Here is a 26,966-nt window from a genome sequence, read left to right as displayed (position 1 = left end):
CCCGCCCGGCCGGCCCAGCATCCCTGAGCCGTCACGGGACGGGCTCGAACTCGTCCTCGGGCCGTGGGAGAACCGCACGGTCGTACTCCGATGACCGACACCCCCCATCACCAGGAAGGTTGTGACGTCTTGCCCTCCGAGCTCTCCGCGTACGTATCGGACACCGCACCCTGGCACGGCGCCCTGCGCCCGGCCCGCTCGTGGCTGCACTCCGACGCCCCCTCCCGCTCCCTGAACGGGCTCTGGCGCTTCCGGCTGTCGCCCACGGCGGCCGTCGCTACGGAGTTCGCCGCCGGGGACTTCGACGACCACGGCTGGGACGGCATCCCGGTGCCCGCGCACTGGGTGCTGGAGGGCGACGGAGCCTACGGCCGGCCGATCTACACGAACATCCAGTTCCCGTTCCCGATCGACCCGCCGCACGTCCCCGACGAGAACCCCACCGGCGACTACCGCCGCCACTTCGACCTCCCGGACGACTGGTCCGACGCCGAGCGGATCGTGCTGCGGTTCGACGGGGTCGAGTCGCTGTTCAAGGTGTGGGTGAACGGCACCGAGATCGGCAGCGCGAGCGGCAGCAGGCTGGCCCACGAGTTCGACGTCACCTCCGCCGTGCGCCCCGGTGACAACGTCGTCGCCGTACGGGTCCACCAGTGGTCGGCGGCCAGCTACCTGGAGGACCAGGACCAGTGGTGGCTGCCGGGCATCTTCCGGGACGTCACGCTGCTCGCCCGCCCGGCCGGCGGCATCGAGGACGTCTGGCTGCGCACGGGGTACGACGACGGGCGCGGCCGTGTCGAGACACAGCTCACCGCGGAGGCGGCCGCGTTCCCCGTCACCCTGCGCATCCCCGAACTGGGCGTCGAGCGGGTGTGGGAGACGGCGGCCGACGTGGCGCCCTTCGACATCCCGGGCGTCGAGCCGTGGTCGGCCGAGCTGCCCCGCCTCTACGACGTCACCGTGTCCTCGGCCGCCGAGAGCATCACCCTGCGGGCGGGCTTCCGCACCGTCGAGATCCGCGGTGACCGCTTCCTGGTCAACGGCCGCCGGGTCGTCTTCCACGGCATGAACCGGCACGAGGCCCACCCCGAGCGCGGCCGGGTCTTCGACGAGGCGCACGCCCGCGAGGACCTGGCGCGGATGAAGCGGTTCAACGTGAACGCCATCCGCACCAGCCACTACCCGCCGCACCCCCGGCTGCTCGACCTCGCCGACGAACTCGGCTTCTGGGTCGTCCTCGAATGCGACCTGGAGACCCACGGCTTCGACAAGGTCGGCTGGACGGGCAACCCGACCGACGACCCGGCCTGGCGCGCCGCCTGCCTGGACCGTATCGAGCGCACCGTCGAGCGGGACAAGAACCACCCCAGCGTCGTGCTCTGGTCGCTCGGCAACGAGGCCGGCACCGGGTCCAACCTCGCCGCCATGTCGGCCTGGGTGCACGCCCGCGACCCCGAGCGTCCCGTGCACTACGAGGGCGACTACAGCGGCGACTACACCGACGTCTACTCGCGCATGTACTCGACGGTCCCGGAGACCGAGCAGATCGGCACCGACGGCTCCACCGCCCCGCTGCTGGGCTGCACCCCCGCCCAGGGCGCCCGGCAGCGCACCAAGCCGTTCCTGCTCTGCGAGTACGCCCACGCGATGGGCAACGGACCGGGCGCCCTCGACCAGTACGAGGACCTCGTCCACCGGTACCCGCGGCTGCACGGCGGGTTCGTCTGGGAGTGGCGCGACCACGGCATCCTGGCCACCGCCCCGGACGGGACCCCGTACCACGCCTACGGCGGCGACTTCGGAGAAGTCGTGCACGACGGGAACTTCGTGATGGACGGCATGGTGCTCAGCGACGACGTGCCGACGCCCGGCCTCCACGAGTTCAAGGCGGTCGTCCAGCCGGTCCGCTTCGCCTTCGACGGCGGCAAGCTCGCGGTCACCAACCTGCGGCACTCCGCCGACACCTCCGACCTGCGGTTCCGCTGGCGCGTCGAGCACGACGGGAAGCCCGTGGCAGCCGGGGAACTGGAGGTCCCCGTCGTGGCGGCGGGCGCGTCGGAGCGGGTGGCGCTGCCGCCGGTCGAGGCGGCCCCGGACGCCGAGACCTGGCTGACGGTCGAGGCCGTCCTGGCCGCCGACACCGCCTGGGCTCCCGCCGGGCACGAGATCGCCACCGCCCAACTGGACTGCTCGGTACGGCGGTCGGTGCCCGCCGTCCGGCCCCGCACCGGCTGGCAGCACGGCGAGGGAACCCTGGCGCTCGGCATCGCCGAGTTCACCGGCGGCTCCCTCACCCGCCTCGCCGGACGCGCCGTGTCCGGCCCCCGGCTGGAACTGTTCCGGGCGCCCACCGACAACGACGAGGGCACCGCCGACCGGCTGGAGGGCAGCGACGCCAGCACGGCCGACGTGTCCAGCGCCGACCTGTGGCGCCGCGACGGGCTCGACCGCCTGACCGCACGGCGTATCAGCGTGGAACAGGCCACGGACGCCCTGCGCACCGTCGACCGGGTCTCCGCCGCGGACTCCGCGCTGTCGGTGACGGTGGAGTCCGTCTGGACGGTCGAGGACGGCGAGCTGGAACTGCGCGTGGAGATCGAGCCGGGACGCGGCTGGTCCTCGGTGTGGCCGCGGATCGGGGTGCGCTTCGAACTGCCCGACGGGACGGCACCCGTGGACGGCGCGGAGTGGTTCGGCCTCGGCCCGCTGGAGTCCTACCCCGACAGCATCCGCGCGGCCCGCACCGGCCGCTTCTCGGCCGGCGTCCGCGAGCTCTCCGCGGACTACGCCCGCCCCCAGGAGACCGGCCACCGCTCCCAGGTCCGCCGGCTGACCCTGACCAGCGGCGACACCGAGGCCCTGCACTTCGACGCCCTCCCCGACACCCGCGGGCGGCGCCCCGGCTTCACCCTCGGCCGCCACACCCCCCAGCAGCTCGACCGCGCCGCCCACCCCTTCGAACTCCCGGAGTCGACCACCAGCCACCTGATCATCGACGCGGCCCAGCACGGCCTCGGCTCCCGCGCCTGCGGACCCGACGTATGGCCGGAGTTCGCCCTGCGCCCGGAAGCACGCACCATCAGGCTGCGCATCACACCGGCCACCTGAGCAACAGAACCCGACAGGGCTGCTGCTCGCCCGCCTCGACACCGGCCACCCGCTGGCCCGCGAGGAGGTCGGCCTCGGCCCGCTGCTCGCCGAGGCGGTGGCCGACGCCCGCGCGGCCGGACCCGACCACCGCTGGGAGTTCCTGATGCCCGGCAACCTGATGCTGGTCGAGGGCGACCCGGACCGCCTCCACCAGGTCGTCGCCAACCTCCTCGCCAACGCCCGCACCCACACCCCGCCTGGCACCAAGGTCACCGTGACCGTCCGCAGCGACGCCCACGAGGCGGTGATCCGCGTCGCCGACGACGGCCCCGGCATCCCGCCCGACCTGCTGCCCCGGGTCTTCGAACGGTTCGCCCGCGGCGACGCCTCCCGCTCCCGTGCCACCGGCAGCAGCGGCCTCGGCCTCGCCATCCTCGCCGCCGTGTCCGCGGCCCACGGGGGCCGGGCGGACGTCAACAGCGAGCCCGGCCGCACGGTGTTCACCGTACGGCTGCCGCTCTGCCCGGCCTACGCCGGTGAGGTGAACCCGCTCCGGAAACCCGTTGGACATGAACTCCCTTCCGGGTGAGGGTGGTTGGCTGAACGTGCAGCGGAGGAACAGGGGAGACGGCGTATGACCAGGGTCTGGCTGATCACCGGCGCGAGCAGCGGCTTCGGCCGTGCGCTCGCCGAGGCCGCGCTCGCCGCGGGCGACACCGTCGTCGGTGCCGCCCGCCGCCCCGAGGCACTGCGGGACCTGGCCGACGCCCACCCCGGCCGGGTGGACTCCGTCCGGCTGGACGTCACGGACATCGCCGCGGTCGAGCCCGCCGTACGGGACGTCATCGCCCGCCACGGCCGTATCGACGTCCTCGTCAACAACGCGGGCCGCACCCATGTCGGCGCCTTCGAGGAGACCACCGACGCCGAACTGCGCGACCTGTTCGACGTGCATGTCCTCGGCCCGGCCGCGCTGGTGCGCGCGGTCCTGCCCCAACTGCGCGAGCAGCGCTCGGGCGCGATCGTGCAGATGAGCAGCATGGGCGGGCAGATGTCCTTCGCCGGCTTCTCCGCCTACAGCGGTACGAAGTTCGCCCTCGAGGGCATGTCCGAGGCGCTCGCCGACGAGGTGCGGGAGTTCGGCATCAAGGTGCTGATCGTGGAGCCGGGCGCGTTCCGTACCGCCCTCTTCGAGAGCGGCAGGGCCGGGGCCAGCTCCGACACCGGGGTCTACGCCAAGGTCGCCGGGACCCGCGCCGCCGTCGAGGGCGGCCACGGCGGCCAGCCCGGCGACCCCGCCAAGGCGGCCGCCCTGATCCTGGCCGCCCTGGACGCGGAGGAGACCCCGCTGCACCTGCCCCTGGGCGACGACGCGGTGACCGCCGTACTGACCCAACTGGACGCCGTACGAAAGGACATCGCCGCCTGGGAGAAGCGCACCCGGGCCACCGACTTCGACTAGCCGGCCACGGTCGGGTCGGTCACCCACCCCGCCGCCAGCGCCAGCCGGGTCCCGCGGTGGACGGCGAGGAAGCCGAACGGCCGGTCGAAGACGGCCCGGACGACGGTGGACTCGTGCGCGTACCGCGGCGGTCCGCCGCCCGGCGCCGCCACGACGGCCGTCACCGCGGCGGCCCGGAAGCCCAGCGGGCCGAACTCCGCGACCGCGGACTGCCCGGCCGCGCCGACGGCCAGCGGCGCAACGCTGATCCCGGGGAAGTGCCCCTCGCGGGCGTTCGTGGCCGTGGACAGCCCGAACAGGCCGTGGAGCTGCAGCAGATCGTGGTCGGCCCGGACCACGAAGCCGGGGGTCGTCACATCGAGCCGCACCGGATCCGGGGTGACGGACGGCTGCCGCTCCACCACCACGCCCGGTCCCGCCGGCCCGTAGGGGAGCTGTCCGCCGGTCGTCACCGGCAGGGCCCGCTCCAGGACGCCGATGCCCGTGTGCAGCACCTGACCGGGGGCCATCCCCTCCGCGCCGAGCAGGAGATGCACGTCGATGCCGTTGCCGCCCAGCACCTTCAGCGTGGTGACCTGCCCGTCCGGGCCGTCGGTCACGCCGATCCGGTCCGGCCGCACACTGCTGCGGTGCAGGCCGGCCAGCGTACGGCCCTGCCAGGGCCCGGAGCCGGGCCGCAGTACCGTCTCCCGGAACGGATGCTGCCACTCCGTGCGCAGCGCCAGCGCGGTCGCCAGGACCATCCGCGCAGCTTCGCCCAGCCGGACCGGCATCCGCTCCACCAGCCCCCCGGTACGCTTCGCCGCCCACGCGTCCAGCGCCTCCTGGGAGGCCGCCGGATCGTCGCCGAGCACCCCGTGCGCGTCGGCGGGCAGCCCCGCCGCCCACTGCTCGCGCACCTCCAGGGCACGGTCGGTCCACAGCCCCAGGGCCGACTCGACGCCGGACATCGAGTCGAGCCCGATGAATAACTCCCGTGCACCGGCGGCGGCCTGGTCCGCCTGCATCCCCACGGCACGGGCCAGCTCGTCCCGGGCGGGGCCGGTGGCGCCGTCGGCGAGGAAGGCCAGGAGGGTCCAGACACCGGCGGCCGAGAAGACCGTGCCCCGTCTGGTCTGCCGTGCCCAGCGGGCGGTGAGCGCGTTGACGGCGCGGACGGTGTCGTTCATTGGTCGTCCTCCCAGGAGTACGTGGGGAAGGGCAGGGGATCCGTGACCCAGCCCGCCGCGAGGACGAGCCGGGAGTGCCGGTGCAGGGCCAGGAAGCCGAAGGGACGGTCGAACGCGGCCCTGATCTCGGTGGTGACATGCCGCCGCGGCGGCGGGGCGCCGGCCCCGGCCATTCCGAACGCCGTCACCGCCGCCGCTTCGAAGCCCAGCGCACCGAACTTCGCCATCGTGGCCTGTTCGGCCGAGCCGACGGCGAGCGGGAAGTCGCTGACGCCGGGGAAGTGTCCCTGGGACGCGTCCCTCGCCGTGGTGAGTCCGAACAGCCGGTGCAGCTCCAGCAGATCGTGGCTCGCCGTCATGTCGAACGCCACCGTCGTCACGTCGAGCCGCGGCTGCTGCGGGCGCTCGCACCGCACCTTTTCCACGCTCACGCCCGGTCCGGGTTCCCCGTAGGGGAGCCGGCCGCCCGGCACCACCGTGTGGGTGCCGTCCAGGATGCCGAGACCCGCGCCCAGCACCTGCCCCGGCGTCATCCGCTCCTCGCCGAGCAGCAGATGGACGTCCAGGGCGTTGCCGCCCAGCACCTTCAGCTCGGTGACGAAACCGTCCGGGGTGTCCGCCACTCCGATACGGTCCAGCAGGACGCTGGAGCGGCGCAGTCCGAGCCGCTCCACCGCCGCCCATGGCTCGTACGCCGTCTGCAGCGGCCATTCCTCGAAGGGCGCCAGCCAGCGCGTGCGCATCGCCAGCGCGCTCGCCAGGACCAGCTCGGTGCTCTGGTCGACCGCGACCGGCATACGGTCGATCAGCCCGCCCGTGCGCCGCACGGCCCAGGCGTCCAGCGCCTCGCGGTCCGCCGCCGGGTCCCCGGTCAGCACCCCGTGGGTGTCGGCGGGCAACCCGGCCGCCCAGGCCTCCCGCAGCTCCAGGGTCCGCTGGGTCCACACCCCCAGGGCGGTGTCCAGGCCGGACATCCCAGCCATCCCGGCGAGCAACTCCCGTGCCGCGCCCGCCGCTTCCTCCGCCGGCAGGCCGAGGGCCGCCGCCAGCTCGTCCCGCGCCGGACCGTCCGCCCCGTCCGCCAGGAAGGCCAGCAGCGGCCACACCCCGGCCGCCGAGAACGCCGTGCCGCCCTCCGAGGCGGCCGCCCAGCGCGCGGTCAGCCCGTTCACCGCGCGCACGACCGTCGTCCCGACCCTCATTCCGCCCCCGATCACGGCGCGCTTACGATGCGCGCAGTCGTACGTACGTCCAGCCGTCCGTTTCCACGCGGCCGAACGCCCCCTCAGGAGCACGGTACCGGTGTCCATACCTCCGCCCCCCGGCCCCCACCAGCCACAAGGGCCGTATCAGCCGCCTCAGTCGGGCCTGCCGCAGTACCCGCAGTACCCACAGGCGGCGTACGGGCAGCAGCCGCCGTACCCGTCGCCGTACCAGCCCTGGGGGCAGGGTTACAGCCCCTACGCCGTCCCGGCGCCCGTCAACGGCCTCGCCATCGCCTCCCTCGTGCTGGGGCTGCTGTGCTGTCTGCCGGGGGTGGGGCTGGTGCTCGGGCTGGTTGCGCTGGGCCAGATACGCAGACGCGGCGAGCGCGGCAGGGCGATGGCGGTCACCGGGTCGGTGTTCTCCTCGATCGGGCTGGCCCTGGCGGTGCTGGTGCTGGCCACCGGTGGCGCGGCCGACTTCTGGCAGGGCGTCAAGGAGGGCGTCGACGACAGCTCCAGCCTCTCGCTGTCCACCGGTGACTGCTTCGACACCCCGGACGGGGCGCTCACCGGTGACCTGGTCTCCGACGTCACCGTCGTGGACTGCGAAAGGACGCACGACGGCGAGGTCTTCGCCACCTTCGACCTCAAGGGCTCGGCCTACCCGGGCGACAGCAGCGTCGGTGACTCGGCCGACCAGCGCTGCTACGCCCTGGAGGACGGCTACGCGATGGACGGCTGGGCGATCCCCCACGACGTCGACGTGTACCACTTCACGCCCAGCGAGGACAGTTGGGGGTTCGGGGACCGGGAGGTCTCCTGCGTCTTCGGCAGCACGACCGAGGGCAAGAAGCTGTCCGGTTCGCTGCGCAACGACGAGAGCACACTCGACGCCGACCAGATCGCCTACCTCGACGCCGCGCACGTCCTCAACTCGGCCCTCGACACCGTCCCCGAGTCGGAGTACGTCGAGGACGACCTGCCCGGCTACCGGGCCTGGGCGGGCCGAGTGGCCACGGCCCTCGGCAAGCAGGCCGGGACGCTGCGCGCGCACGACTGGGACCCGGACGCGAAGCGGCCGGTGAACGACCTGGCCGCGGACCTGGACAAGGCCCGCGCGGAGTGGGCGAAGGCCGCGCAGGCCACGGACGCGGACACCTACTACGCGCACTACGACAAGGCCTCGGCGTTGCTCGACCCGAAGCGGACGGTCACCGCCCGCAAGGCTTTGGGCCTCGCCACCACCCCGCCCTCCGGCGACGGCGGAGGCGCCGGCTCCGGCAGTGGAGGAAGTGGCTCCGGCATGGAGGTGTGATCGCGGCTATAGCGGGGAGAAAGTGCCTGCGTAAAGCATCCCCGGGCCAGATGTCATCACATCGAGTGATTCTCTGGCCTTTGCTTGCGGGGCACAACCCACGGTTGCCAGGCTGTAGCTGTCTGTACAACCTGATGGGAGCGGCCAGTGACTTTCGGTGAGCAGCCGGCGTATCTGCGTGTCGCGGGTGATCTCCGCAAGAAGATCGTCGACGGTTCGCTGCCCCCTCACACCCGGCTCCCCTCCCAGGCCCGCATCCGCGAGGAGTACGGCGTCTCCGACACGGTCGCCCTGGAGGCCCGCAAGGTGCTGATGGCCGAGGGGCTGGTCGAGGGCCGCTCCGGCTCCGGGACCTATGTCCGGGAGCGGCCCGTGCCGCGCCGGGTGGCCCGCTCCGGGTTCCGGCCGGCCGGCGGCGCCACCCCGTTCCGGCAGGAGCAGTCCGACGCGGCGGCGCGCGGCACCTGGGAGTCCAGCAGTGAGCAGGCCGAGGCCGGTGCCGTGATCGCCGACCGGCTCGCCATCCAGATCGGCGACCGCGTGATGCGCACCCGGTACCTGTTCCGGGACGGGGGCGAGCCGATGATGCTCTCCACCTCCTGGGAGCCCCTCGCTGTCACCGGCCGCACCCCCGTGATGCTGCCCGAGGAGGGCCCGCTCGGCGGCATGGGGGTCGTCGAGCGGATGCGTGCCATCGACGTCGTCGTGGACAACGTCACCGAGGAGGTCGGCGCCCGCCCCGGCCTCGCCGAGGAACTGCTCACCCTGGGCGGGGTCCCCGGCCATGTGGTCCTCGTGATCCAGCGGACGTACTACGCCTCCGGCCGCCCGGTGGAGACTGCGGACGTCGTCATCCCGGCCGACCGCTACCGCGCCTCGTACCACCTGCCCGTGAAGTAGCGCACACCCTTGCGATAGTTGACGCCTTCACCGGTCAGGTCCGGCCTGACACCGGCCGCTGCAATCCGGCCGTTTTCCCAGGTGATCCGGCCTGTCCCCGGCATGCCCGCGACCCGAAGCGGGAGGCGCCCGAACGGCGCATTCGTCATCGTGCGCCCCCGCCGTTCTGGCTGGTTGCGTACCTCTTTGTGAAAAGCCGTATTCGCTGCGTAAAGGTTAGGCGTACGCTCGGGCATATGCGGAGTGCGGTTTCCTTAGCGGGGCGGGGATGGGCGGGAGCCGGGAGAAACGGAGGGGCGCGATGACGGAAGGCACGGTCTCTCTCCCCTGGCTCGTCATACGGCAGGACGACAACGGCAATCGCTACCGCGTCGGCCGGTACGCGACCCGGGCCGAGGCGCAGAAGATCGCCGACAGTCTCGACGACCGCGGACACAAGCAGCTCTACTGGGTCGAGCGCATCGGCCACAGCAACGGCAACGGCAACGGGGACGGCGGCATCCGTAACTGAGCCGTCCGGCTCCTCCCGTAGGCTCCGGGCCATGAGCGAACGGATCGTGGTGGTCGGAGCCGCCCTGCTCGACGCGGGCCGCCTGCTCGCGGCCCGCCGCAGCGCGCCCCCGGAGCTGGCCGGCCGCTGGGAGCTGCCCGGCGGCAAGACCGAGCCGGGCGAGACGCCGGAGCACGCCCTGGTGCGCGAACTGCGCGAGGAGTTGGGCGTGGAGACCGAGACCGTGGCGCGCGTGCCGGGGGAGTGGCCCCTGAAGGCGCCGTACGTCCTCCAGGTGTGGACGGCGACCCTGTGCCCCGGCTCCGCGGCCCCCAAGCCCCTCCAGGACCACGACGAACTCCGCTGGCTGACACCGGAGGAACTCTGGGACGTGCACTGGCTGGACCAGGACGTGCCGGCGGTACGCGAGGTCGCCGCGCGGTTGACGGGGAGGGGGTAGGGGCGAAGCCCCACCCCCTTCAGGGGGGCGGGGCTGTAGCAATGTGCGGCTCCGCCGCGTGGGCGCGACAAGCCCCAACGAACCCGTGGCCGCCCGCCACCCGCACCACCCGAGCTCATAGGCGCACGACCCCCGGCGTAAGCCATTCGCACCACAGCGCGCCCTCCCGCGCGGTACTGCCCCCTGGATATCGGGTATGTGCCCATTAACCCAATGAAACCGGGCATGGGCGGGCATGCCGCACGCTGCACGGGAAGTGATCGGTGTGATCGACACCGAAGGTGTCTCCGTCGAGTGGACCTTTCCCGCGGAACCGGGCGCCGTGCGCACCGCCCGTACCGCGGTCCGAGACCAATTGCGGGGCTGGGGCCTGGACACTCTCGCCGACATCACCGCCCTGCTGGTCAGCGAGTTGGTCACCAACTCGCTGCGGCACGCCACCGGCCCCATCGGCGTCCGCCTCGTCCGCCCCGCCGGCCTCGGCGACACCCTGCGCGTCGAGGTCTCCGACCCGCTCCCCGACCCGCCGCGCGAACGCGCCGCCAGCCCCGACGACGAGAGCGGCCGCGGCCTCCAGTTGGTCGCCGGCTCCTCGCGCAGCTGGGGCACCCGGCCCGGCAGCACCGGCAAGACGGTCTGGTTCGAGCTGGCCGTACCCGGCTGAACGGGGTGAACGGGGTGTACACGCACCGTTATGGCGTCCACTCGCGAGAGTGGCCTGCGAACGGGTGCCGGAGTGTGTGATTCGAGGGCGTGTTCCCTGGTTAGAAGACTGGAAGTGTTGTCACGGTCCGGTCCGGAAATCATCGGGACCGTGCTGTGATCGTGAACACCGTGTCAGGCGGCACCGTAGTGCTGGATACTGCGGGCAGCCGCATCCGGTGACCGGTGCCGGGCGCGGTGAGCTGGAGGGGACGGTTCGCGTGAGCGAGATACCAGCTAAGGCCACGGAGTCCGAGGACCCCTCGGACGGCGTGAGGGCGGGGACCGCGGAGACAGCCGCGGCCCCTGGCGACGCCATGTGGCAGAGCAGCCCGCCCGGCTCGATCTACGACTACATCAAGGTCGCCTCGTTCTCCATCGGCGCCGGCGGCCTGGTCGACCAGTGGAGCCTGCGGGCCGAACAGGTCTTCGGCATCCCCGCGGAGCGCGCCGTCGGCATGGACCCCATCGAGGCGTTCGTCGACTCCGACCTGCGCGAGCACGGCCAGCGGAAGATGGCCGAGATCCTCGACGGGCGGGAGTGGACCGGTGTGGTCCCGTTCCGGATGCCCGACGGCCCCGACGGCCGGCGCGGCGAGGAAGGCCTCGCAGAGGTCTACGTCATGCCCACCCGCACCGCCGAGGGCGAGCACGCGGCCGTCTGCATAGTGGTCGACGTCCGTACCCTGCGCAGCATCGAGACCGACCTCGCGGCCTCGCAGTCGATATTCGGTCAATCTCCTTTCGGCTTCCTGCTGATCGACCCCGACCTGCGGATCCGCCGCGCCAACCTGCGGTTCTCCTCCATCTTCGGCGGCACCCCCGACGACCACCGCGGCAAGGGAGTCCACGACTACCTGCCGCGCGCCGAGGCCGAGCGGGTCGCGGCGACCCTGCGCCGGGTCCTGGACACCGGCAACTCCATCACCGACATGCACGTCACGGGCTTCGTGCCGGGCTCCGAGGAACGCCGGCACTGGTCCATCAACCTCTACCGGGTGCACAGCGGCAGTGGCCGCCCGATCGGCATCGCCTGGCTGGGCCTGGACATCACGGCCCGCCGCGCCGCCGCCCGCGAGGCCGCCGCAGCACGGAGGAACCTCGCCCTCCTCAACGAGGCCGGCGCCCGTATAGGCAACTCCCTCGACCTGGAGACCACCGCCCGCGAACTCCTCGACGTGGTCGTGCCCGGCTTCTGCGACCTCGCCACCGTCGACCTCTACCAGGGCCTGCTGGCCGGCGACGAGACCCCACCGGGCCTCGCCGACGGCAGCGCCGAGCTGCGCCGCGTCGCCTTCGCCAGCGCGGTCTCCGACGCGCCCTTCGTGGGCGGCGGCGCTCCCGTCGCCGTCGGCGCGGTCCACCACTACCCCTTCAACTCGCCCTGCGCGGACGCCCTGCGCACGGCCCGCCCGCAGCAGGTGCCCGCCGAGGAGGGCGGCCTCGTCCAGTCCACCCTCGCGGTCCCGATGGTCGCCCACGACACGGTCGTCGGCCTCGCCCAGTTCGCCCGCACCAAGGGCAGCGAGCCGTTCGGCGACCGCGACCGGGAACTCGCCGTCGAACTGGCGGCCCGCGCGGCCGTCTGTATCGACAACGCGCGCCTGTACCGCCGCGAACACGAACGCGCGTTGATACTGCAACGGTCCCTGCTCCCGCCCGGCGACCCCGAGGCCTCGGGCCTGGACATCGCGTGCCGTTACCTTCCCGGCAACGCGGCGACCGAGGTCGGCGGTGACTGGTTCGACGTCATCGAACTCCCCGGCCACCGCACGGCACTGGTCGTCGGCGACGTGATGGGCCGCGGCCTGCGCGCGGCCGTCGCGATGGGCGAACTCCGCACGGCGGTCCGCACCCTGGCCCTGCTGGATCTGGAACCCGCCGAAGTCCTCTCCGCGTTGGACGAGATCGCCCGCGGCCTCGGCACCCCAGGCGGGGTCCAGCAGGCCACCCGCACGGCCCGCCAGCCCCGCGACGCGGACCTCTCCGAGGTCTACCTCGCGACCTGCGTCTACGCGGTCTACGACTCCGTCACCAGACGCTGTACGTTCGCCAATGCCGGCCACCTGCCCCCCGTGCTGGTCGAACCCGGCGAGGCCGCCCTGATGCTCGACGTCCCGCCCGGCATGCCGCTCGGCGTCGGCGGCGAGCCCTTCGAGGAGGTGGAGGTGGACCTCCCCGAGGGCTCCCTCCTCGCCCTCTACACGGACGGCCTGGTCGAGTCCCGCGACCACCCCCTGGACGAGGGCCTGCAAGCGTTCGTGGGGGCCCTCACCGACCCCTCCCAGCCCCTGGAGGACGTCTGCGACCACGTCCTCAACACCCTCGACACGCACCACGGCGAGGACGACATCGCGTTGCTGATGGCACGTGTCCAGGGGCTGCCGGCCGAGTCGGTCGGCGACTGGACGCTGCCGCGCGAGCCGCGCAGTGTGGGCCGCGCCCGTGAGTACGCGCGCGGCCAGCTCCTCACCTGGGACCTGGAGCCCCTGGTCGACACGGCGGAACTGCTCGTCAGCGAGCTGGTCACCAACGCGCTGCGGTACGGCGAGGGCGAGATAAGGCTCCGCCTCCTCCTCGACCGCACCCTGGTCTGCGAGGTCTGGGACTCCGGCCTGGTCCAGCCGAGGCGCCGCCGCGCCCGCGACACGGACGAGGGCGGCCGTGGCCTCCAGCTGGTCGGCCTGCTGAGCGCGGCGTGGGGCTCACGCCGGACGCCCCGCGGGAAGACGGTGTGGTTCGAACTGCCGCTGCCGGACGGGGAGACGGGACTGACGGACCCTGCGGAGGCACTGCTGAGTCTGTTCTGAGAGGGCAGTAGGGCTGCTGCGGGCCGTAAAGGAAAGGGGCGTTGCCGTGCGCCACTTCAGGGGCGCGGGGCTGTAGCAATGTGCGGCTCCGCCGCGTGGGCGCGACCAACCCCCACGCACCCGCAGCCGCCCGACAACCCGCCGCGCCACCCTGTGGCGCGCTACCCCAACCGCCTCCTCGTATCCGGCCCCCCGAACGCCACCACCGGCCCCCCATCGGCCTCCTCCCCCAGCAGCACACCCCCGAGCACCGCCCCCGCCAGCCCGCTCTCATGGGCCCCCGCACCGGCGAACGGGTTCCCGTGCGCCCGTACATCCCGCTCCGCCAACTCCCGCGCCCTGCGCGCCAGCCGGTCGGCGTCGGCGAGCGCAGCACCCCGCGCCTCCGCCAGCAGCGCCCGTGCCTGCGCCCCCACCGCCCCCCGATGCGTGCCGATGAAGTCGTCGGCGGCCCCCAGCGCACTGCGCGCCACCAGCTCCGCCCCCGCCGCGATCACCCCGGCCCGCCCGCTCCCCGTCCCCTCCACCGCCCGCGCGATCCGGCGCAAGGCGTCCAGCGGATCGCACGGCCCACCAGTCAACTCCTCCCGGACCGCGGCCAGTACGGCGTCGGCATGCGCCAGCCGCGGCGGGAAGGCGGTCGTCCGCAGGCCCGCCAGCTCCGCCTCCGCGCCCGTGAGAGCGGCCGGCACCATCCCCGCGGCCGTCCGCAGCTCCCCGGCCAGCCGCTGCACGCCCTCCAGCAGCACCCCGGCCTGCGCCACCGCGCCCTCCGCGGCGCGCAAGCCCCGCCGGAACCCGTCGCCGTCACCCGCATCGGCGTCCTGGCGGGCCTGGTTGAGCCGTGAGGTCGCGAACACCAGCCGGTCCTTGGCCTGTTCGACGTATCCCAGCACCCCCGCGGTGGCCGTCGTCCCGTACCGCTCACCCGCCTGCGTCAGCGTGCGCGCCACCCCGCCGGTCCGGGCGGCCAGTTCCCGGAAACGTCCCTCGGCCACCGCCAGCGCGTCCCCCGCGCCCCACTCGGCGTCGAACCCCTCCGCCTGTGCGTCCAGCAGCCGCCCCGCCTCCGAGCCCCGCCCGACCACGCCCACCAGCGCCTGCCGCCGGCCGGCGGCGTCGTCCGGCATCCCCTCCTCGTAGCGCCGCCATATCGCGAACGCGGCCGACAGCTCGGTGTCGGCCGTGCGCACGGCCCGCAGGACGGACTCGGCCACGTCGACGAAACCGAGCGCTTCGCGGCCGGTGCGGACGCAGTCGTCGGCGAGGACCAGGGAGGTCCGGGCCTGCCGCTCGAAGTCGGTGGGTGACGGCGCGGGCGGGGCGGGGGACACGATCCCCGGTGTGGTGCGCGAGCGGGACCGCCGTATCCGTCGTACGTATCCGTAGCCGCCCAGCGCGCCGGCCGCCGCCACGGCGACGAGCGGCAGCACGTAATCAGTGGCCGGCACCGCGTCGGCCTCGGCCGTGACGACCGTCCGGCCCCCGGCCGCGGGAACCGGATCTTGAGCGGCGCTCGTCATCACCGGCAACACCAGCCAGACCACCCCGGCCACCCCGCCCAGCACCGCATGCCCCACCCGCACACCTATGTGCCCGGTCGCATGCCTCGGCCGACCCCGGAACAAGGATGACGTCACATTTCGGAGCGTATGGGCAGCCAGTCGGCTTCGCGACCGGGGCGGGGACAGGCGGGGGACGACAAGAGCAGGGGGACAGAGGATGGACCGGAGCGCGGACCCACAGAAGAACCCCAACCCCACCGACACCCCAAACCCCACCCCCAAACCCCCCGACGAACCGGCCTCCACCCCCACACCCCCCGCGCCCACAGACACTTCGGAACCCCACCCCCCGCCCCCTGCCCCCGCCGACGGCCAGCAGCCCACGCCCGCCGCCGGGCCGGACTCCGCCCCCATATCCCCCGCCCTCGCGGACGCCTCGGGCCCCCTCTCGGCGCCCCCTGCCCCCGCCGACGGTCGCGCGCCCGCGTACGCGCCTCCTGTACGGCCCGTCGGGCCGGAGTCCGTGCCCGCACCTTCCGCATCCTCTGGCGGACCGGACTCCGTCGACGCGTCAGCCGCAGGCACCGACGATTCGGAACCCCCGCCGGGGCCTCCCGCACCCGACGGCGAAAGTCGCGCGGGTGGTGCGGGTGGGAAAGCGAGGAACTGGATACGGCGCGCCAGACGGCTCGCCCTCGCCGCCATCCTGCTCCTCCTGCTTCCCCTCCTCATCGCCGAGACCGCCCTCCGCATCAACTACACCGGCGACCCGAGACCCGGCACCCACACCCGCAGCAAGGACGCCATCTGGCTCGGTCACGCCTGGGTCGACGGTCGTAAGACCGACGCCGACGTCACCGCCCTCGCCGCCCGGCTCGCGGACACCGGCATACGCGACCTCTACGTCCATGCCGGACCACTGGAACACAACGGCACGCTGCCCAAATCGGCCTATCCCAAGGCCCGTTGGCTGATAACAGCCGTGCATCGAAAACTTCCCGGCGTCCGGGTCCAGGCTTGGCTGGGGGACGAACTCGCACCCGAGAAGCCGGACGCCATGCATCTGGAGCGGAGCGCGACCCGCGCCGCCGTGGTCGAGTCCGCCCGGCAGGTCGTTGCGGCGGGGTTCGACGGGGTCCACTTCGACCTGGAGCCCCTGCACTCCGGCGACCGGAACTACCTCGCCCTCCTCGACGCCCTGCGCCCGGTCACCCCGCTGCTCTCCGTCGCCGCGCACCAGATCGACCCGCTCCCGGCCTTTCACTCCTTCTGGGGTACCGTCACCGGTCATCCCAAGTGGTGGTCGCAGGAGTATTTCGGGCAAGTCGCCCGCCGGGTGGACCAGATCGCGGTGATGTCATACGACACGATGCAGCCGCTGCAGAGCCTGTACGGCGGGTACGTCGCCCAGCAGACCAGCCTCGCGCTCCAGGTCACACCGCCCGGCACCGACCTCCTCATGGGGCTGCCCTTCTACCACGAGAACCGTTTCGGCCACTGGGCGCACGCCGAGACCGTACCGGCGGCCGTGCGGGGAGTTCGGCTGGGACTGTCACGGACGGACGCGGATCGCGCTAACTTCGGCGTCGCGTTGTACGTCGACTTCGCCGCCACCGAGGATGACTGGACCTCTTATCGGAAGGACTGGGTCCGTACGTCATGACAACCGCTCGTGCCCACCTCACCCGTGACGACCTCGCCCCGCTCGCCCGCGAGGCCCTCGGCCGTGCCCCCGCCACCGTCACCCGGCTGCGCGGCGGCTCCAAGAAAGGTGTCTACCGGCTCGCCCTGGACAACGGAAGGACCGCGATCGCCTACGTCTGGTCCCCGGAGGAGGACTACTGGGGTCCCGTCGACGCCGACATCCGTGACCCCTTCTCGCACGCCTCCGGTCTCGGACTCTTCCTGTCCGCCCACGATCTGCTGACCGAACTCGGCGTGCGCACCCCCCGCCTGCTCTTCGCCGACGAGGAGGCCGAGCACCTGCCCGCGTACGCGGCGGTCGTGGAGGACGTCCGCGGCGGCAGCCTGGAGATGATGCTGCGCAGCGACCCGGGCGCGGCGCGGGTGCCGCTGGCGCGCCTCGCGGGGTCGCTCGGCGTGCTCCGCGAGTGCATGTCCGCCGGATACGGCAAGGCCGCCCTCGTGGCGGAGGGCGGCAAGCCGCGGGGCAACTCCTGCGAGCAGGTCGTCGCCGACCGCGCGGTGCACGACATCGCGGAGGTCGCCGAGCGCGACCCCCGGGTGCGCGAGGCCCGCGACGCGCTGACGGAGCGGGTGCACGAGCTCTTCGACGCGGTCGAGCCGCGCGAGCATGCCTCACTCGTGCACGGCGAACTCGGCCCGGACCACGTCCTGGTGACCGCCGAGGGCGATCCCGCGCTCATCGACATCGAAGGCCTGATGTACTTCGACGCCGAATGGGAGCACGTCTTCCTCAAGCTCCGCTTCGGGCCCGCCTACGACCTGCTGCGCGCCGCCGACCTCGACGAGGACCGCATGGAGCTGTACCGGCTCGCGATGCACCTGAACCTCGTCGCCGGGCCGCTGCGGCTGCTCGACGGCGACTTCCCGGAGCGCGAACCGATGCAGGAGATCGCCGAGTCCAACCTCCGGCGGGTGCTCAGCCTCCTGCCGGGCGCCTCCTGATCTTCGAGCCGAGCCACACCAGCGGGTCGTATTTGCGGTCCACGGCCCGCTCCTTCAGGGGGATCAGCGCGTTGTCGGTGATGTGGATGCCCTCGGGGCACACCTCCGTGCAGCACTTGGTGATGTTGCAGTAGCCGAGGCCGTGTTCGTCCTGGGCCGTGCGCTTGCGGTCCAGGCCGGACGCCTCCGCCGCGTCCAGCGGGTGCATGTCCAGCTCCGCGACCCGCATGAGGAAACGCGGGCCGGCGAACGCCGTCTTGTTCTCCTCGTGGTCGCGGACCACATGGCAGGTGTCCTGGCACAGGAAGCACTCGATGCACTTGCGGAACTCCTGCGACCGGTCCACGTCCTCCTGGAACATCCGGTACTCGCCGGGGCCCAGTTCGGCCGGCGGCACGAACGCCGGGACCTCCCTGGCCTTCTGGTAGTTGAAGCCGACGTCCGTGACCAGGTCCCGGATCACCGGGAAGGCGCGCAGCGGGGTGACCGTGATGGTCTCGTCCCGTTCGAAGACGGACATGCGGGTCATGCACATCAGGCGCGGGCGGCCGTTGATCTCCGCCGAGCACGAACCGCACTTGCCCGCCTTGCAGTTCCAGCGGACCGCCAGGTCGGAGGCCTGGGTGGCCTGGAGGCGGTGGATGATGTCCAGGACCACCTCGCCGTCGTTGACCTCGACCTTGTAGTCCTCCAGGCCGCCGCCCTCGACGTCGCCCCGCCACACCCTGAAGTGGGCCGTGTAGCCGCTCATTCGTACAGCTCCTCTTCGGCGAGGTACTTGACCAGCTCCTCCTTCTCGAAGAGGGCGAGCAGGTCGGCTCGGATGGGGGCGGTGGTCTCGCGGGTGAGGTCGATCTGGCCGCGCTCCGGGTCGGTGGCCGCCAACCCGCCGGTGGGGTCCGCCAGTCCGCAGAGCAGGTTGACGGGGCGCCACCTGCGGTCCATCGTCGGATGGTCCTCGCGGGTGTGGCCGCCGCGCGACTCCGTGCGCTCCAGCGCCGCCCGGGCCACGCACTCGCTGACCAGCAGCATGTTGCGCAGGTCCAGGGCGAGGTGCCAGCCGGGGTTGAACTGGCGGTGCCCCTCCACACCGGCCCGGTGGGCCCGGACCCGCAGCCCGGCGAGCCGCTCCAGGGCCTGTTCCATCTCGCCCTCCCGGCGGATGATGCCGACCAGGTCGTTCATGGACTGCTGGAGCTCCTGGTGGAGGGTGTACGGGTTCTCCGGCGGTCCCGAGCCGGGTTCCTGGCCCTCGGCCGAGAAGGGCCGCAGGGCCTCCGCCGCCGCCGAGTCGATCTGGTCGTCGGCCACCTCCGGGCGGGCGTCGAGGCCGTCCACGTACTCGGCCGCGTGCCAGCCCGCCCGGCGCCCGAACACCAGCAGGTCGGAGAGGGAGTTGCCGCCGAGCCGGTTGGAGCCGTGCATCCCGCCGGCCACCTCACCGGCCGCGAACAGCCCCGGCACCCCGCGCGCTGCCGCGGTGTCGGAGTCGACGGCGACCCCGCCCATCACGTAGTGGCAGGTCGGCCCGACCTCCATCGCCTCCGCGGTGATGTCGACGTCCGCCAGCTCCTTGAACTGGTGGTACATGGACGGCAGCCGGCGCCGGATCACCTCGGCGGGCATCCGCGTCGACACGTCCAGGAAGACCCCGCCGTGCGGGGAGCCGCGGCCCGCCTTCACCTCGGCGTTGATGGCCCGGGCCACCTCGTCGCGGGGGAGCAGCTCAGGGGGGCGCCGGTTGTGGTCCGGGTCCTCGTACCAGCGGTCGCCCTCCTCCTCGGACTCGGCGTACTTCTCCTTGAAGACGTCCGGGATGTAGTCGAACATGAACCGCTTGCCCTCGGAGTTCCTGAGCACCCCGCCGTCGCCGCGCACCGACTCCGTGACGAGGATGCCCTTCACCGACGGCGGCCAGACCATGCCCGTCGGGTGGAACTGCACGAACTCCATGTTGAGCAGGGGCGCCCCGGCCAGCAGGGCCAGCGCGTGCCCGTCACCCGTGTACTCCCACGAGTTCGACGTCACCTTGAAGGACTTGCCGATGCCACCGGTCGCGATCACCACGGCGGGCGCTTCCAGGACGAAGAAACGGCCGGTCTCGCGCTCGTACGCGAAGACGCCGCTCACGCGCGAGCCGTCCTTGAGGATCCGGGTGACCGTGCACTCCTGGAAGACCTTCAGCCGGGACTCGTAGTCACCGGTCTCCTTCTTGTCCTCCTGCTGGAGCGAGACGATCTTCTGCTGGAGGGTGCGGATCAGTTCGAGCCCGGTGCGGTCGCCGACATGGGCGAGGCGCGGGTACTCGTGGCCGCCGAAGTTGCGCTGGGAGATCTTCCCGTCTTTCGTGCGGTCGAACAGGGCGCCCCAGGTCTCCAGTTCCCAGACCCGGTCCGGGGCCTCCTTGGCGTGCAGCTCGGCCATCCGCCACTGGTTGAGGAACTTGCCGCCGCGCATGGTGTCGCGGAAGTGGACCTGCCAGTTGTCGTGCTCGTTGACGTTGGCCATGGCCGCCGCGATGCCGCCCTCGGCCATCACCGTGTGCGCCTTGCCGAACAGCGACTTGCAGATCACCGCCGTACGGGCGCCCCGCTCGCGCGCCTCGATCGCGGCCCGCAGCCCCGCGCCGCCGGCTCCGACGATCACGACGTCCCACTGCTGCCGTTCCACCGCTCCCATCAGAAGGCCCCACTCATTAGAAGAATCGCGGATCGTCGAAGACACCGGACGCGAGGAGATAGACGTAGAAGTCGGCGAGCGCCACGCTCACCAGCGACGCCCAGGCGAGCTGCATGTGCCGGGCGTTGAGCTTGCCGACGAACTGCCACGCCTTGTAGCGCACGGGGTGTTTGGAGAAGTGCTTGAGCTTGCCGCCGACGATGTGCCGGCAGGAGTGGCAGGACAGGGTGTACGCCCAGATCAGCACGATGTTGACCAGGAAGACCAGGGTGCCCAGGCCCATGTGGCCCCAGCGCTCGTGCGGGTCGCGGAAGGACAGCACCGTGTCGTAGGTCAGCACGCAGGCGACCAGGAGGGCGAAGTAGAAGAAGTACCGGTGGACGTTCTGCAGGATCAGCGGGAAGCGGGTCTCACCGGTGTACTTCGCGTGCGGCTCGGCCACGGCGCAGGCCGGCGGGGACGCCCAGAAGCTGCGGTAGTACGCCTTGCGGTAGTAGTAGCAGGTCAGGCGGAAGCCCAGCGGGAAGATCAGGATGATGATCGCCGGGGAGATCGCCCACCAGCTGCCGAAGAGATCGGCGTTCGGGCCGGACGGCATGTTCTTGCAGTTCTCCGCCAGACACGGCGAGTAGAACGGCGAGACGTACGGCGCCGCGTAGTAGTGCGCGTTCGAGAAGGCCCGCCAGGTCGAGTAGACGACGAACGCGAACAGACCGGCCGCGGTGACGGCGGGCGCCAGCCACCAGCGGTCGGTCCGCAGGTGCGGGGCGGAGATCGCGGCGCGTGTACGGGTGCGTACACCGCCGCTGTTCTGATGTGGTTCCGTACCAGTGGCCAACGGATGACTCCGGTCGGGGTCGGGGGTGGGGGCCTGCGGTCAGCGCTCCTACGGTGCGTGCCGGTCGCGGGCGCCGAGACCCTCGTCGTCCGTGTCCGTCCACAGGTTGATGTCGTACGGATCGTCGGAGATGGTGACGAGTTCGGGGCGCTTGCCCGGGGCGGCGGTGTTGGCCGCCTCCCGCAGCAGGGCCACGCTCTCGCGCAGGTGAGCCGCGTCGGCCCGGACGCGGCGCATCTCCAGTCCGCCGCTCCCGAGCTGCTGCTCCAGGCGGCCGACGGACCGGTTCAGGTCCTCAAGGCAGCGCTGGACTGACGTCAGGTCGTCGTGCACGGACATGACGTGACCTCACTTCCGGACCCCGTGGTCCAAGGCGGCAACGTTCATGCGCCTGCGAGTGTTGCGCGTCACACCTGCTGATGTGAAGCCATGTGCAGCGATTGGCGGATTGCGCGCCTCCGTCGCACGCCCGCACGCGCTCTGTTCGCGCCGGGATTGCGCCGCACGGGTGGGGTTTGGCCGTCCCCGCCGCCGTGTCGTCCCCGGCCGACGGACCCCGTCCATTTCAGTGGGGTCCGTACTTCTGACGTACATGTGATCAACTCCAAAATACCCCCAAACGTGAACAGACCGCACCCGTGGTACCGGGCCACACGGAGGTAGTAGAGATGTCTCACCGCGGAGTCGGCGCCGGGCAGCGCCCCGAAGGGGCGCGGGGAACTGCGCGAGCAACCACGACGGCGCCGCAGACGAACGACGGCCCAGGCCCATCCCGGCGCCACCAGCGAAGCGCAATCGCCTTCCTCGCCGCCGGCGCGCTCGCCGTGCCCCTCCTCGCCGGCTGCAGCTCCGACGACGAGGGCAGCAAGCCGCTCGCCGCACAGGACATCGCGGCGGTCCCCCGGGACTCCGTCGCCGAGGGCGGCACGCTGAAGATGGCCGTGGACGCCGTACCGGAGACCCTCAACACCTTCCAGGCCGACGCCGACGCCGGCACCACCCGGGTCGCCCAGGCCGTCCTGCCGTCGATGTTCACCATGGACGCCACCGGGAAGCCGGTCCGCAACCCCGACTACCTGGAATCCGCGAAGGTCATCGAGACCGAGCCGCGCCAGGTCGTCCTCTACAAGCTCGACCAGCGGGCCGTCTGGAGCGACGGCCGGGAGATCGGCGCCGCCGACTTCGCCGCCCAGTGGCGCGCCCTGTCCGGCAAGGACTCCGCCTACTGGACCGCCCGCAACGCCGGCTACGACCGCATCGCCAAGATCGAGCGCGGCGCCAACGACCTGGAGGTCCGGGTCACCTTCGACCGGCCGTACACCGACTGGAAGTCGCTGTTCTCCCCGCTGTACTCGAAGGACGTCATGGGCACCCCGGACGCCTTCAACGACGGCGCCCGCCGCAAGCTCATGGTCACCGCGGGGCCCTACAGGGTCGACAGGATCGACACCGCCAAGAAGGACGTGGTCCTCACCCGCAACCCGCGCTGGTGGGGCCGCCCGGCCAAGCTCGACGAGATCGACCTGCACGCCGTGGACCGCGGGCAGCGGGCCGCCGCGCTCGCCGCCGGCACGGTCGACGTCGCCGACATCGACGCCTCCGAGGCCGAGCAGATCATCGTCGCCGGCCGCGAGAAGGGCACCGGCATGCCCTTGCAAGGTGCCGGCAAGACCTCCGCCAAGAAGCTGCGGTCCTGGGCGCTGGCCCTCGGTATGGACGCGGAGAGGCTGCCCGACGGGCGGAAGAAGCTCGGCAGGGCCATCGCCAAGTGGCTGGAGCAGCAGCACGAGCTGCGCGACTTCGACGTCCGCAAGTCGCTGGAGCCCGCCTACACCCAGCTGGCCCTGAACGGCTCCGAGGGCCCCCTCGCCGACGATCGGGTACGGCGGGCCGTCGCCCGGGCGATCGACCGCCAGGCCCTGGCCAAGCTGGTGCTCACCCCGCTGGGGCTGCCCGCCGTGCCGGTCGGCAGCCACCTCGCCCTCTCCGGGCAGGCCGCCTACGCCGACAGCAGCGGGGCGATCGGCGGCCTCGACACCCATGAGGCGCAGGCGCTGCTCGCCGACGCGGGGTGGGTGGCCGGCGGGCCGATCAAGGCCGAGGACAAGACCGCCGGCGCGGAGCACGGGAAGGGCGACAAGGCGAAGCAGGGCGACAAGGCCGGCAAGGGCGACAAGAGCGAGGAGTCCCAGGGCGGGCAGGACGGGCAGTACATCGTCGGAGAGGACGACAAGGGGCCCGACGGCAAGGACACCCGCGACCACCAGAAGGACCACGCCCACGGGGCGCCGGGGGCGTACGCGCCGAAGGGCACGGCCGCGCCCAAGGGCGCGGGGGCCGCGGCCGCGCCGCTGGCCAAGGACGGGAAGGCGCTGACCCTGCGGTTCGTGCTGCCGTCCGGGCCGGGGTCGGAGACGCTCCAGAACGTCGCCGGACGGATCACCCAGATGCTGGCGGCGGTCGGCATCCAGACCGAGATCACCAAAGTCTCCGACGAGAGCTACTTCAAGGACCACATCGCGTCCGGGGAGTACGACCTCGCGCTGTACTCGTGGCCGTCGTCGGCGTTCCCGGCGACCGACGCGCGGCCGATCTACGCGAAGCCCGTGGTGGGCGCCGACGGGTCGCTGAACGTCGAGCAGAACTACACGAGGGTCGGCACCGACCAGGTGGACCAGCTCTTCGACCAGGCGCTGGGGGCGCTGGACGAGGGCGAGGCGGACGGGCTGCTGCAGAAGGCGGACTCGCGGATCTGGGCCTCGGCCGGGTCGCTGCCGCTGTACCAGAGGCCCCAGGTCGTGGGGGTGCGGAAGGGGCTGGTGAACGTCGGGGCGTTCGGGTTCCAGACGCCGGTTTATCAGGACATGGGCTTTTTGAAGAAGGGGGCGAAGGTATCGGCGAGTCCGACCAAGGGGTAGGTGGAGACGGGTCTCGTTGTCGGGCGCGGGTGCGTGGGGGCTGGTCGCGCCCACGCGGCGGAGCCGCATGTTGATACAGCCCCGCGCCCCTGGTTGATGGCCTGATCGCTCGTTGTTGAGTGCTCTGAGCTGCATATATGTAGCCCCGCGAGCCAGCAGTCGATTGGCCCCGTACCATGGGGTGAGGCCGTGGCGTGTTCAGCCCGGCAGGGTCCGCGTAACACCGATGTACGCGCAGGCCCCTTCCTCACACTCCGGGAGTACGCCGCACTATGGCCACGCGCCACGACATCCGCAACGTCGCCATCGTCGCCCACGTCGACCACGGCAAGACGACCCTCGTCGACGCCATGCTGAAGCAGGCCGGTGCCTTCGCTGCGCACGCCGCCGAGTCGCTCGACGACCGAATGATGGACTCGAACGACCTGGAGCGTGAGAAGGGCATCACGATCCTGGCCAAGAACACGGCCGTGAAGTACCACCCCAAGGATGGCGGCGACGTCATCACCATCAACATCATCGACACCCCGGGCCACGCCGACTTCGGTGGCGAGGTCGAGCGCGGTCTGTCCATGGTGGACGCGGTGGTCCTGCTGGTCGACGCCTCCGAGGGCCCGCTGCCGCAGACCCGCTTCGTGCTGCGCAAGGCCCTCCAGCAGCGCCTGCCCGTTATCCTGTGCATCAACAAGACGGACCGCCCGGACTCCAGGATCGACGAGGTCGTCAACGAGACCTACGACCTCTTCCTCGACCTGGACGCCGACGAGGACCAGATCGAGTTCCCGATCGTCTACGCGTGCGCGCGTGACGGTGTGGCCTCGCTGACCAAGCCGGAGGACGGCACCGTCCCGGCCGACAGCGACAGCCTGGAGCCGTTCTTCTCCACGATCCTCTCCCACGTCCCGGCCCCCGAGTACGACGAGTCGGCCCCGCTCCAGGCGCACGTCACCAACCTGGACGCCGACAACTTCCTCGGCCGTATCGCGCTGCTCCGCGTCGAGCAGGGCGAGCTGCGCAAGGGCCAGACCGTCACCTGGATCAAGCGTGACGGCACGATGTCCAACGTGCGCATCACCGAGCTGCTGATGACCGAGGCACTCACCCGCAAGCCCGCCGAGATGGCAGGCCCGGGTGACATCTGCGCCGTCGCCGGTATCGCGGACATCATGATCGGCGAGACCCTCGCCGACACCGAGAACCCGATCCCGCTGCCGCTGATCACGGTCGACGAGCCGGCGATCTCGATGACCATCGGCACGAACACCTCGCCGCTGGTCGGCCGTGGCGGCACCGGCAAGGGCGCCGACAACAAGGCCGCGGTCAAGGACCGCAAGGTCACCGCCCGCCAGGTCAAGGACCGCCTTGACCGCGAGCTGATCGGTAACGTCTCCCTCCGGGTGCTCGACACCGAGCGTCCGGACGCCTGGGAGGTCCAGGGCCGTGGTGAGCTGGCGCTCGCCATCCTGGTCGAGCAGATGCGCCGCGAGGGCTTCGAGCTGACCATCGGCAAGCCGCAGGTCGTCACCAAGCAGGTCGACGGCAAGACGTACGAGCCCGTCGAGCGCATGACGATCGACGTGCCCGAGGAGCACATGGGCGCGGTCACGCAGCTCATGGGCGTCCGCAAGGGCCGGATGGACAATATGTCCAACCACGGCTCGGGCTGGGTCCGCATGGAGTTCGTGGTGCCGTCCCGCGGTCTCATCGGCTTCCGTACCGAGTTCCTGACGCAGACCCGTGGTACGGGTATCGGCCACTCCATCCACGAGGGCCACGAGCCTTGGTTCGGCCCCCTGCAGACCCGTAACAACGGCTCGCTGGTCGCCGACCGCTCCGGTGCCGTCACCGCGTTCGCGATGACGAACCTCCAGGAGCGCGGTGTGCTGTTCACCGACCCCGGCACCGAGGTGTACGAGGGCATGATCGTCGGCGAGAACTCGCGCTCCGACGACATGGACGTGAACATCACCAAGGAGAAGAAGCTCACGAACATGCGGTCGTCCTCGGCCGACTCGTTCGAGGCGATCGTCCCGCCGCGCAAGCTCTCCCTGGAGCAGTCGCTGGAGTTCTGCCGTGACGACGAGTGCGTCGAGGTGACCCCGGAGGCCGTTCGCATCCGCAAGGTGAACCTGGACGCCCGCGAGCGGGCCCGCGCCGCCAGCCGCGCCAAGCACGGCTGATCACAGGACGCCTGAGCCCGGGTGCCCCCAGGATGGGGGTACCCGGGCTTTTTGCAACCCATTTTCGGGTAAGCGGACGTGGGCAGCCTTCGGCCAGTGTCCGAAATGCGGAGATCGCCGCCCGATAGCCATGTAACACGTCCGTTTCGTGGCCTTCTCCCTGCGAACAGTTTGTCCAGTTTTTGGAAGAACTTCGCATCAGCTGTGACTGAATTGAGATTTAAAGACTGTGGTCGGCACCTGACTCATGGCAGATAGTTAGCCGCGTAGCGCTCGGGTCAATGGGTCACGCGCTGTGGGGACAGCGCTCGACTCACGAGCACCAGGGGGTGTCTGACCCTCCGTCAGGGGTGTCGGAGGGTATGGACGGAAGCCTCCTGTTGGTGAACACGTGAAGTCATGAGGAGGAACTCCCATGCGTGGTGTCACGAACACCAGGTGGGTCGCACTCGCGCCATCAGGCCATTCCCGTTCCAACTGTTCGTCCTTCTTGTTCAGTTCGTCCTGTTCGTTCGGCGGCTGCTTCTGAGGATCCGTCCGGCCGTGTAGCGCGGCCGTTCGACTACGCGCGTCCGACTGCGGTTTCCCGCCGCT

At 71.7% G+C, this 26,966-nt stretch carries 19 protein-coding genes and 1 pseudogene; 13 read left to right on the top strand and 7 right to left on the bottom strand.

Features of this window, described 5'->3' with window-relative positions; translation table 11 throughout:
- The first annotated feature begins 90 nt into the window (after window positions 1-90).
- The 3 genes and pseudogenes from EDD90_RS20345 (at window position 91) to EDD90_RS20335 (ending at window position 4,552) form a co-directional block, all read left to right on the top strand.
- Window positions 91-3,108, top strand: coding sequence for a glycoside hydrolase family 2 TIM barrel-domain containing protein (locus EDD90_RS20345; RefSeq protein WP_123974394.1), 3,018 nt, complete (start codon window positions 91-93; stop codon window positions 3,106-3,108).
- A gap of 19 nt (window positions 3,109-3,127) precedes the next feature.
- Window positions 3,128-3,679: pseudogene (locus EDD90_RS20340) on the top strand (sensor histidine kinase); the annotation flags it as partial.
- Between the two features lie 45 nt (window positions 3,680-3,724).
- Window positions 3,725-4,552 (top strand): oxidoreductase, encoded by an 828-nt coding sequence (locus EDD90_RS20335; protein WP_123974392.1) that lies wholly within the window; start codon window positions 3,725-3,727, stop codon window positions 4,550-4,552.
- Here EDD90_RS20335 and EDD90_RS20330 read toward each other — a convergent pair.
- Complete coding sequence (locus EDD90_RS20330) at window positions 4,549-5,721, bottom strand: serpin family protein (RefSeq protein WP_123974391.1); 1,173 nt, start codon at window positions 5,719-5,721, stop codon at window positions 4,549-4,551. The two genes, EDD90_RS20335 and EDD90_RS20330, sit on opposite strands and share 4 nt — an antisense overlap.
- On the bottom strand, window positions 5,718-6,923 hold the full coding sequence (locus tag EDD90_RS20325; RefSeq protein WP_123974390.1) for a serpin family protein: 1,206 nt from the start codon (window positions 6,921-6,923) through the stop codon (window positions 5,718-5,720). The genes EDD90_RS20330 and EDD90_RS20325 overlap by 4 nt, the downstream gene beginning before the upstream one ends.
- A 100-nt stretch (window positions 6,924-7,023) precedes the next feature.
- On the opposite strand from EDD90_RS20325, the gene EDD90_RS20320 reads away from it, so the two are divergent.
- The 6 genes from EDD90_RS20320 (at window position 7,024) to EDD90_RS20295 (ending at window position 13,603) form a co-directional block, all read left to right on the top strand.
- A complete protein-coding gene (locus EDD90_RS20320; RefSeq protein ID WP_123974389.1) occupies window positions 7,024-8,241 on the top strand; it encodes a DUF4190 domain-containing protein in 1,218 nt (405 codons plus the stop codon).
- A 147-nt stretch (window positions 8,242-8,388) separates the two neighbouring features.
- Window positions 8,389-9,141 carry a GntR family transcriptional regulator gene (locus EDD90_RS20315; RefSeq protein ID WP_123974388.1) on the top strand — a complete coding sequence of 251 codons (753 nt, stop codon included), beginning with the start codon at window positions 8,389-8,391 and terminating at the stop codon, window positions 9,139-9,141.
- A gap of 301 nt (window positions 9,142-9,442) precedes the next feature.
- Window positions 9,443-9,652 (top strand): SPOR domain-containing protein, encoded by a 210-nt coding sequence (locus EDD90_RS20310; RefSeq protein WP_123974387.1) that lies wholly within the window; start codon window positions 9,443-9,445, stop codon window positions 9,650-9,652.
- A gap of 31 nt (window positions 9,653-9,683) precedes the next feature.
- Complete coding sequence (locus EDD90_RS20305; protein WP_123974386.1) at window positions 9,684-10,091, top strand: (deoxy)nucleoside triphosphate pyrophosphohydrolase; 408 nt, start codon at window positions 9,684-9,686, stop codon at window positions 10,089-10,091.
- A gap of 235 nt (window positions 10,092-10,326) precedes the next feature.
- On the top strand, window positions 10,327-10,755 hold the full coding sequence (locus tag EDD90_RS20300) for an ATP-binding protein (RefSeq protein ID WP_123974385.1): 429 nt from the start codon (window positions 10,327-10,329) through the stop codon (window positions 10,753-10,755).
- Between the two features lie 259 nt (window positions 10,756-11,014).
- A complete protein-coding gene (locus EDD90_RS20295; RefSeq protein WP_123974384.1) occupies window positions 11,015-13,603 on the top strand; it encodes a SpoIIE family protein phosphatase in 2,589 nt (862 codons plus the stop codon).
- A gap of 161 nt (window positions 13,604-13,764) precedes the next feature.
- Here the strand turns inward: EDD90_RS20295 and EDD90_RS20290 are convergent, their stop codons facing one another.
- A complete protein-coding gene (locus EDD90_RS20290) occupies window positions 13,765-15,183 on the bottom strand; it encodes a hypothetical protein (protein ID WP_311737211.1) in 1,419 nt (472 codons plus the stop codon).
- Between the two features lie 448 nt (window positions 15,184-15,631).
- Between EDD90_RS20290 and EDD90_RS20285 the strand changes: the two genes are divergently transcribed.
- The gene (locus EDD90_RS20285; protein ID WP_123974382.1) at window positions 15,632-16,771 is read left to right on the top strand and encodes a glycosyl hydrolase family 18 protein; all 1,140 of its coding nucleotides are present in this window, start codon (window positions 15,632-15,634) and stop codon (window positions 16,769-16,771) included.
- Window positions 16,768-17,757: a phosphotransferase family protein gene (locus EDD90_RS20280; RefSeq protein WP_123974381.1), complete on the top strand. Its 990-nt coding sequence runs from the start codon at window positions 16,768-16,770 to the stop codon at window positions 17,755-17,757. The genes EDD90_RS20285 and EDD90_RS20280 overlap by 4 nt, the downstream gene beginning before the upstream one ends.
- Here EDD90_RS20280 and EDD90_RS20275 read toward each other — a convergent pair.
- The 4 genes from EDD90_RS20275 to EDD90_RS20260 are packed head-to-tail and all read right to left on the bottom strand — an operon-like array spanning window position 17,732 to window position 21,613.
- The gene (locus EDD90_RS20275; protein ID WP_123974380.1) at window positions 17,732-18,508 is read right to left on the bottom strand and encodes a succinate dehydrogenase/fumarate reductase iron-sulfur subunit; all 777 of its coding nucleotides are present in this window, start codon (window positions 18,506-18,508) and stop codon (window positions 17,732-17,734) included. The two genes, EDD90_RS20280 and EDD90_RS20275, sit on opposite strands and share 26 nt — an antisense overlap.
- The gene (locus EDD90_RS20270) at window positions 18,505-20,436 is read right to left on the bottom strand and encodes a fumarate reductase/succinate dehydrogenase flavoprotein subunit (RefSeq protein ID WP_123974379.1); all 1,932 of its coding nucleotides are present in this window, start codon (window positions 20,434-20,436) and stop codon (window positions 18,505-18,507) included. The genes EDD90_RS20275 and EDD90_RS20270 overlap by 4 nt, the downstream gene beginning before the upstream one ends.
- Before the next feature lie 16 nt (window positions 20,437-20,452).
- Entirely contained in the window at window positions 20,453-21,274 is an 822-nt protein-coding gene (locus EDD90_RS20265; RefSeq protein ID WP_123974378.1) for a hypothetical protein, read from the bottom strand.
- 48 nt (window positions 21,275-21,322) lie between these two features.
- Window positions 21,323-21,613: a hypothetical protein gene (locus EDD90_RS20260; protein WP_123974377.1), complete on the bottom strand. Its 291-nt coding sequence runs from the start codon at window positions 21,611-21,613 to the stop codon at window positions 21,323-21,325.
- Between the two features lie 329 nt (window positions 21,614-21,942).
- Here EDD90_RS20260 and EDD90_RS20255 point away from each other — a divergent pair, with 329 nt between their 5' ends.
- Window positions 21,943-24,192: an ABC transporter family substrate-binding protein gene (locus EDD90_RS20255; protein WP_123974376.1), complete on the top strand. Its 2,250-nt coding sequence runs from the start codon at window positions 21,943-21,945 to the stop codon at window positions 24,190-24,192.
- Between the two features lie 272 nt (window positions 24,193-24,464).
- Entirely contained in the window at window positions 24,465-26,372 is a 1,908-nt protein-coding gene (gene typA / locus EDD90_RS20250) for a translational GTPase TypA (protein WP_123974375.1), read from the top strand.
- Window positions 26,373-26,966 lie beyond the last annotated feature (594 nt).

The organism is Streptomyces sp. Ag109_O5-1, assembly GCF_003814875.1.
Taxonomy (GTDB): Bacteria; Actinomycetota; Actinomycetes; order Streptomycetales; family Streptomycetaceae; genus Streptomyces; species Streptomyces sasae.
Note: the sequence above shows the minus strand (reverse complement) of the source record. Positions and strands in the feature narration are given on the sequence as shown.

Coding starts and splice junctions, on each gene's coding strand:
- EDD90_RS20305 (WP_123974386.1), top strand. CDS start 9,684: ATGAGCGAACGGATCGTGGTGGTCGGAGCCGCCCTGCTCGACGCGGGC.
- EDD90_RS20325 (WP_123974390.1), bottom strand. CDS start 6,923: ATGAGGGTCGGGACGACGGTCGTGCGCGCGGTGAACGGGCTGACCGCG.
- EDD90_RS20345 (WP_123974394.1), top strand. CDS start 91: ATGACCGACACCCCCCATCACCAGGAAGGTTGTGACGTCTTGCCCTCC.
- EDD90_RS20280 (WP_123974381.1), top strand. CDS start 16,768: ATGACAACCGCTCGTGCCCACCTCACCCGTGACGACCTCGCCCCGCTC.
- EDD90_RS20275 (WP_123974380.1), bottom strand. CDS start 18,508: ATGAGCGGCTACACGGCCCACTTCAGGGTGTGGCGGGGCGACGTCGAG.
- EDD90_RS20260 (WP_123974377.1), bottom strand. CDS start 21,613: ATGTCCGTGCACGACGACCTGACGTCAGTCCAGCGCTGCCTTGAGGAC.
- EDD90_RS20270 (WP_123974379.1), bottom strand. CDS start 20,436: ATGGGAGCGGTGGAACGGCAGCAGTGGGACGTCGTGATCGTCGGAGCC.
- EDD90_RS20310 (WP_123974387.1), top strand. CDS start 9,443: ATGACGGAAGGCACGGTCTCTCTCCCCTGGCTCGTCATACGGCAGGAC.
- EDD90_RS20300 (WP_123974385.1), top strand. CDS start 10,327: ATGCCGCACGCTGCACGGGAAGTGATCGGTGTGATCGACACCGAAGGT.
- typA (WP_123974375.1), top strand. CDS start 24,465: ATGGCCACGCGCCACGACATCCGCAACGTCGCCATCGTCGCCCACGTC.
- EDD90_RS20255 (WP_123974376.1), top strand. CDS start 21,943: ATGTCTCACCGCGGAGTCGGCGCCGGGCAGCGCCCCGAAGGGGCGCGG.
- EDD90_RS20335 (WP_123974392.1), top strand. CDS start 3,725: ATGACCAGGGTCTGGCTGATCACCGGCGCGAGCAGCGGCTTCGGCCGT.
- EDD90_RS20330 (WP_123974391.1), bottom strand. CDS start 5,721: ATGAACGACACCGTCCGCGCCGTCAACGCGCTCACCGCCCGCTGGGCA.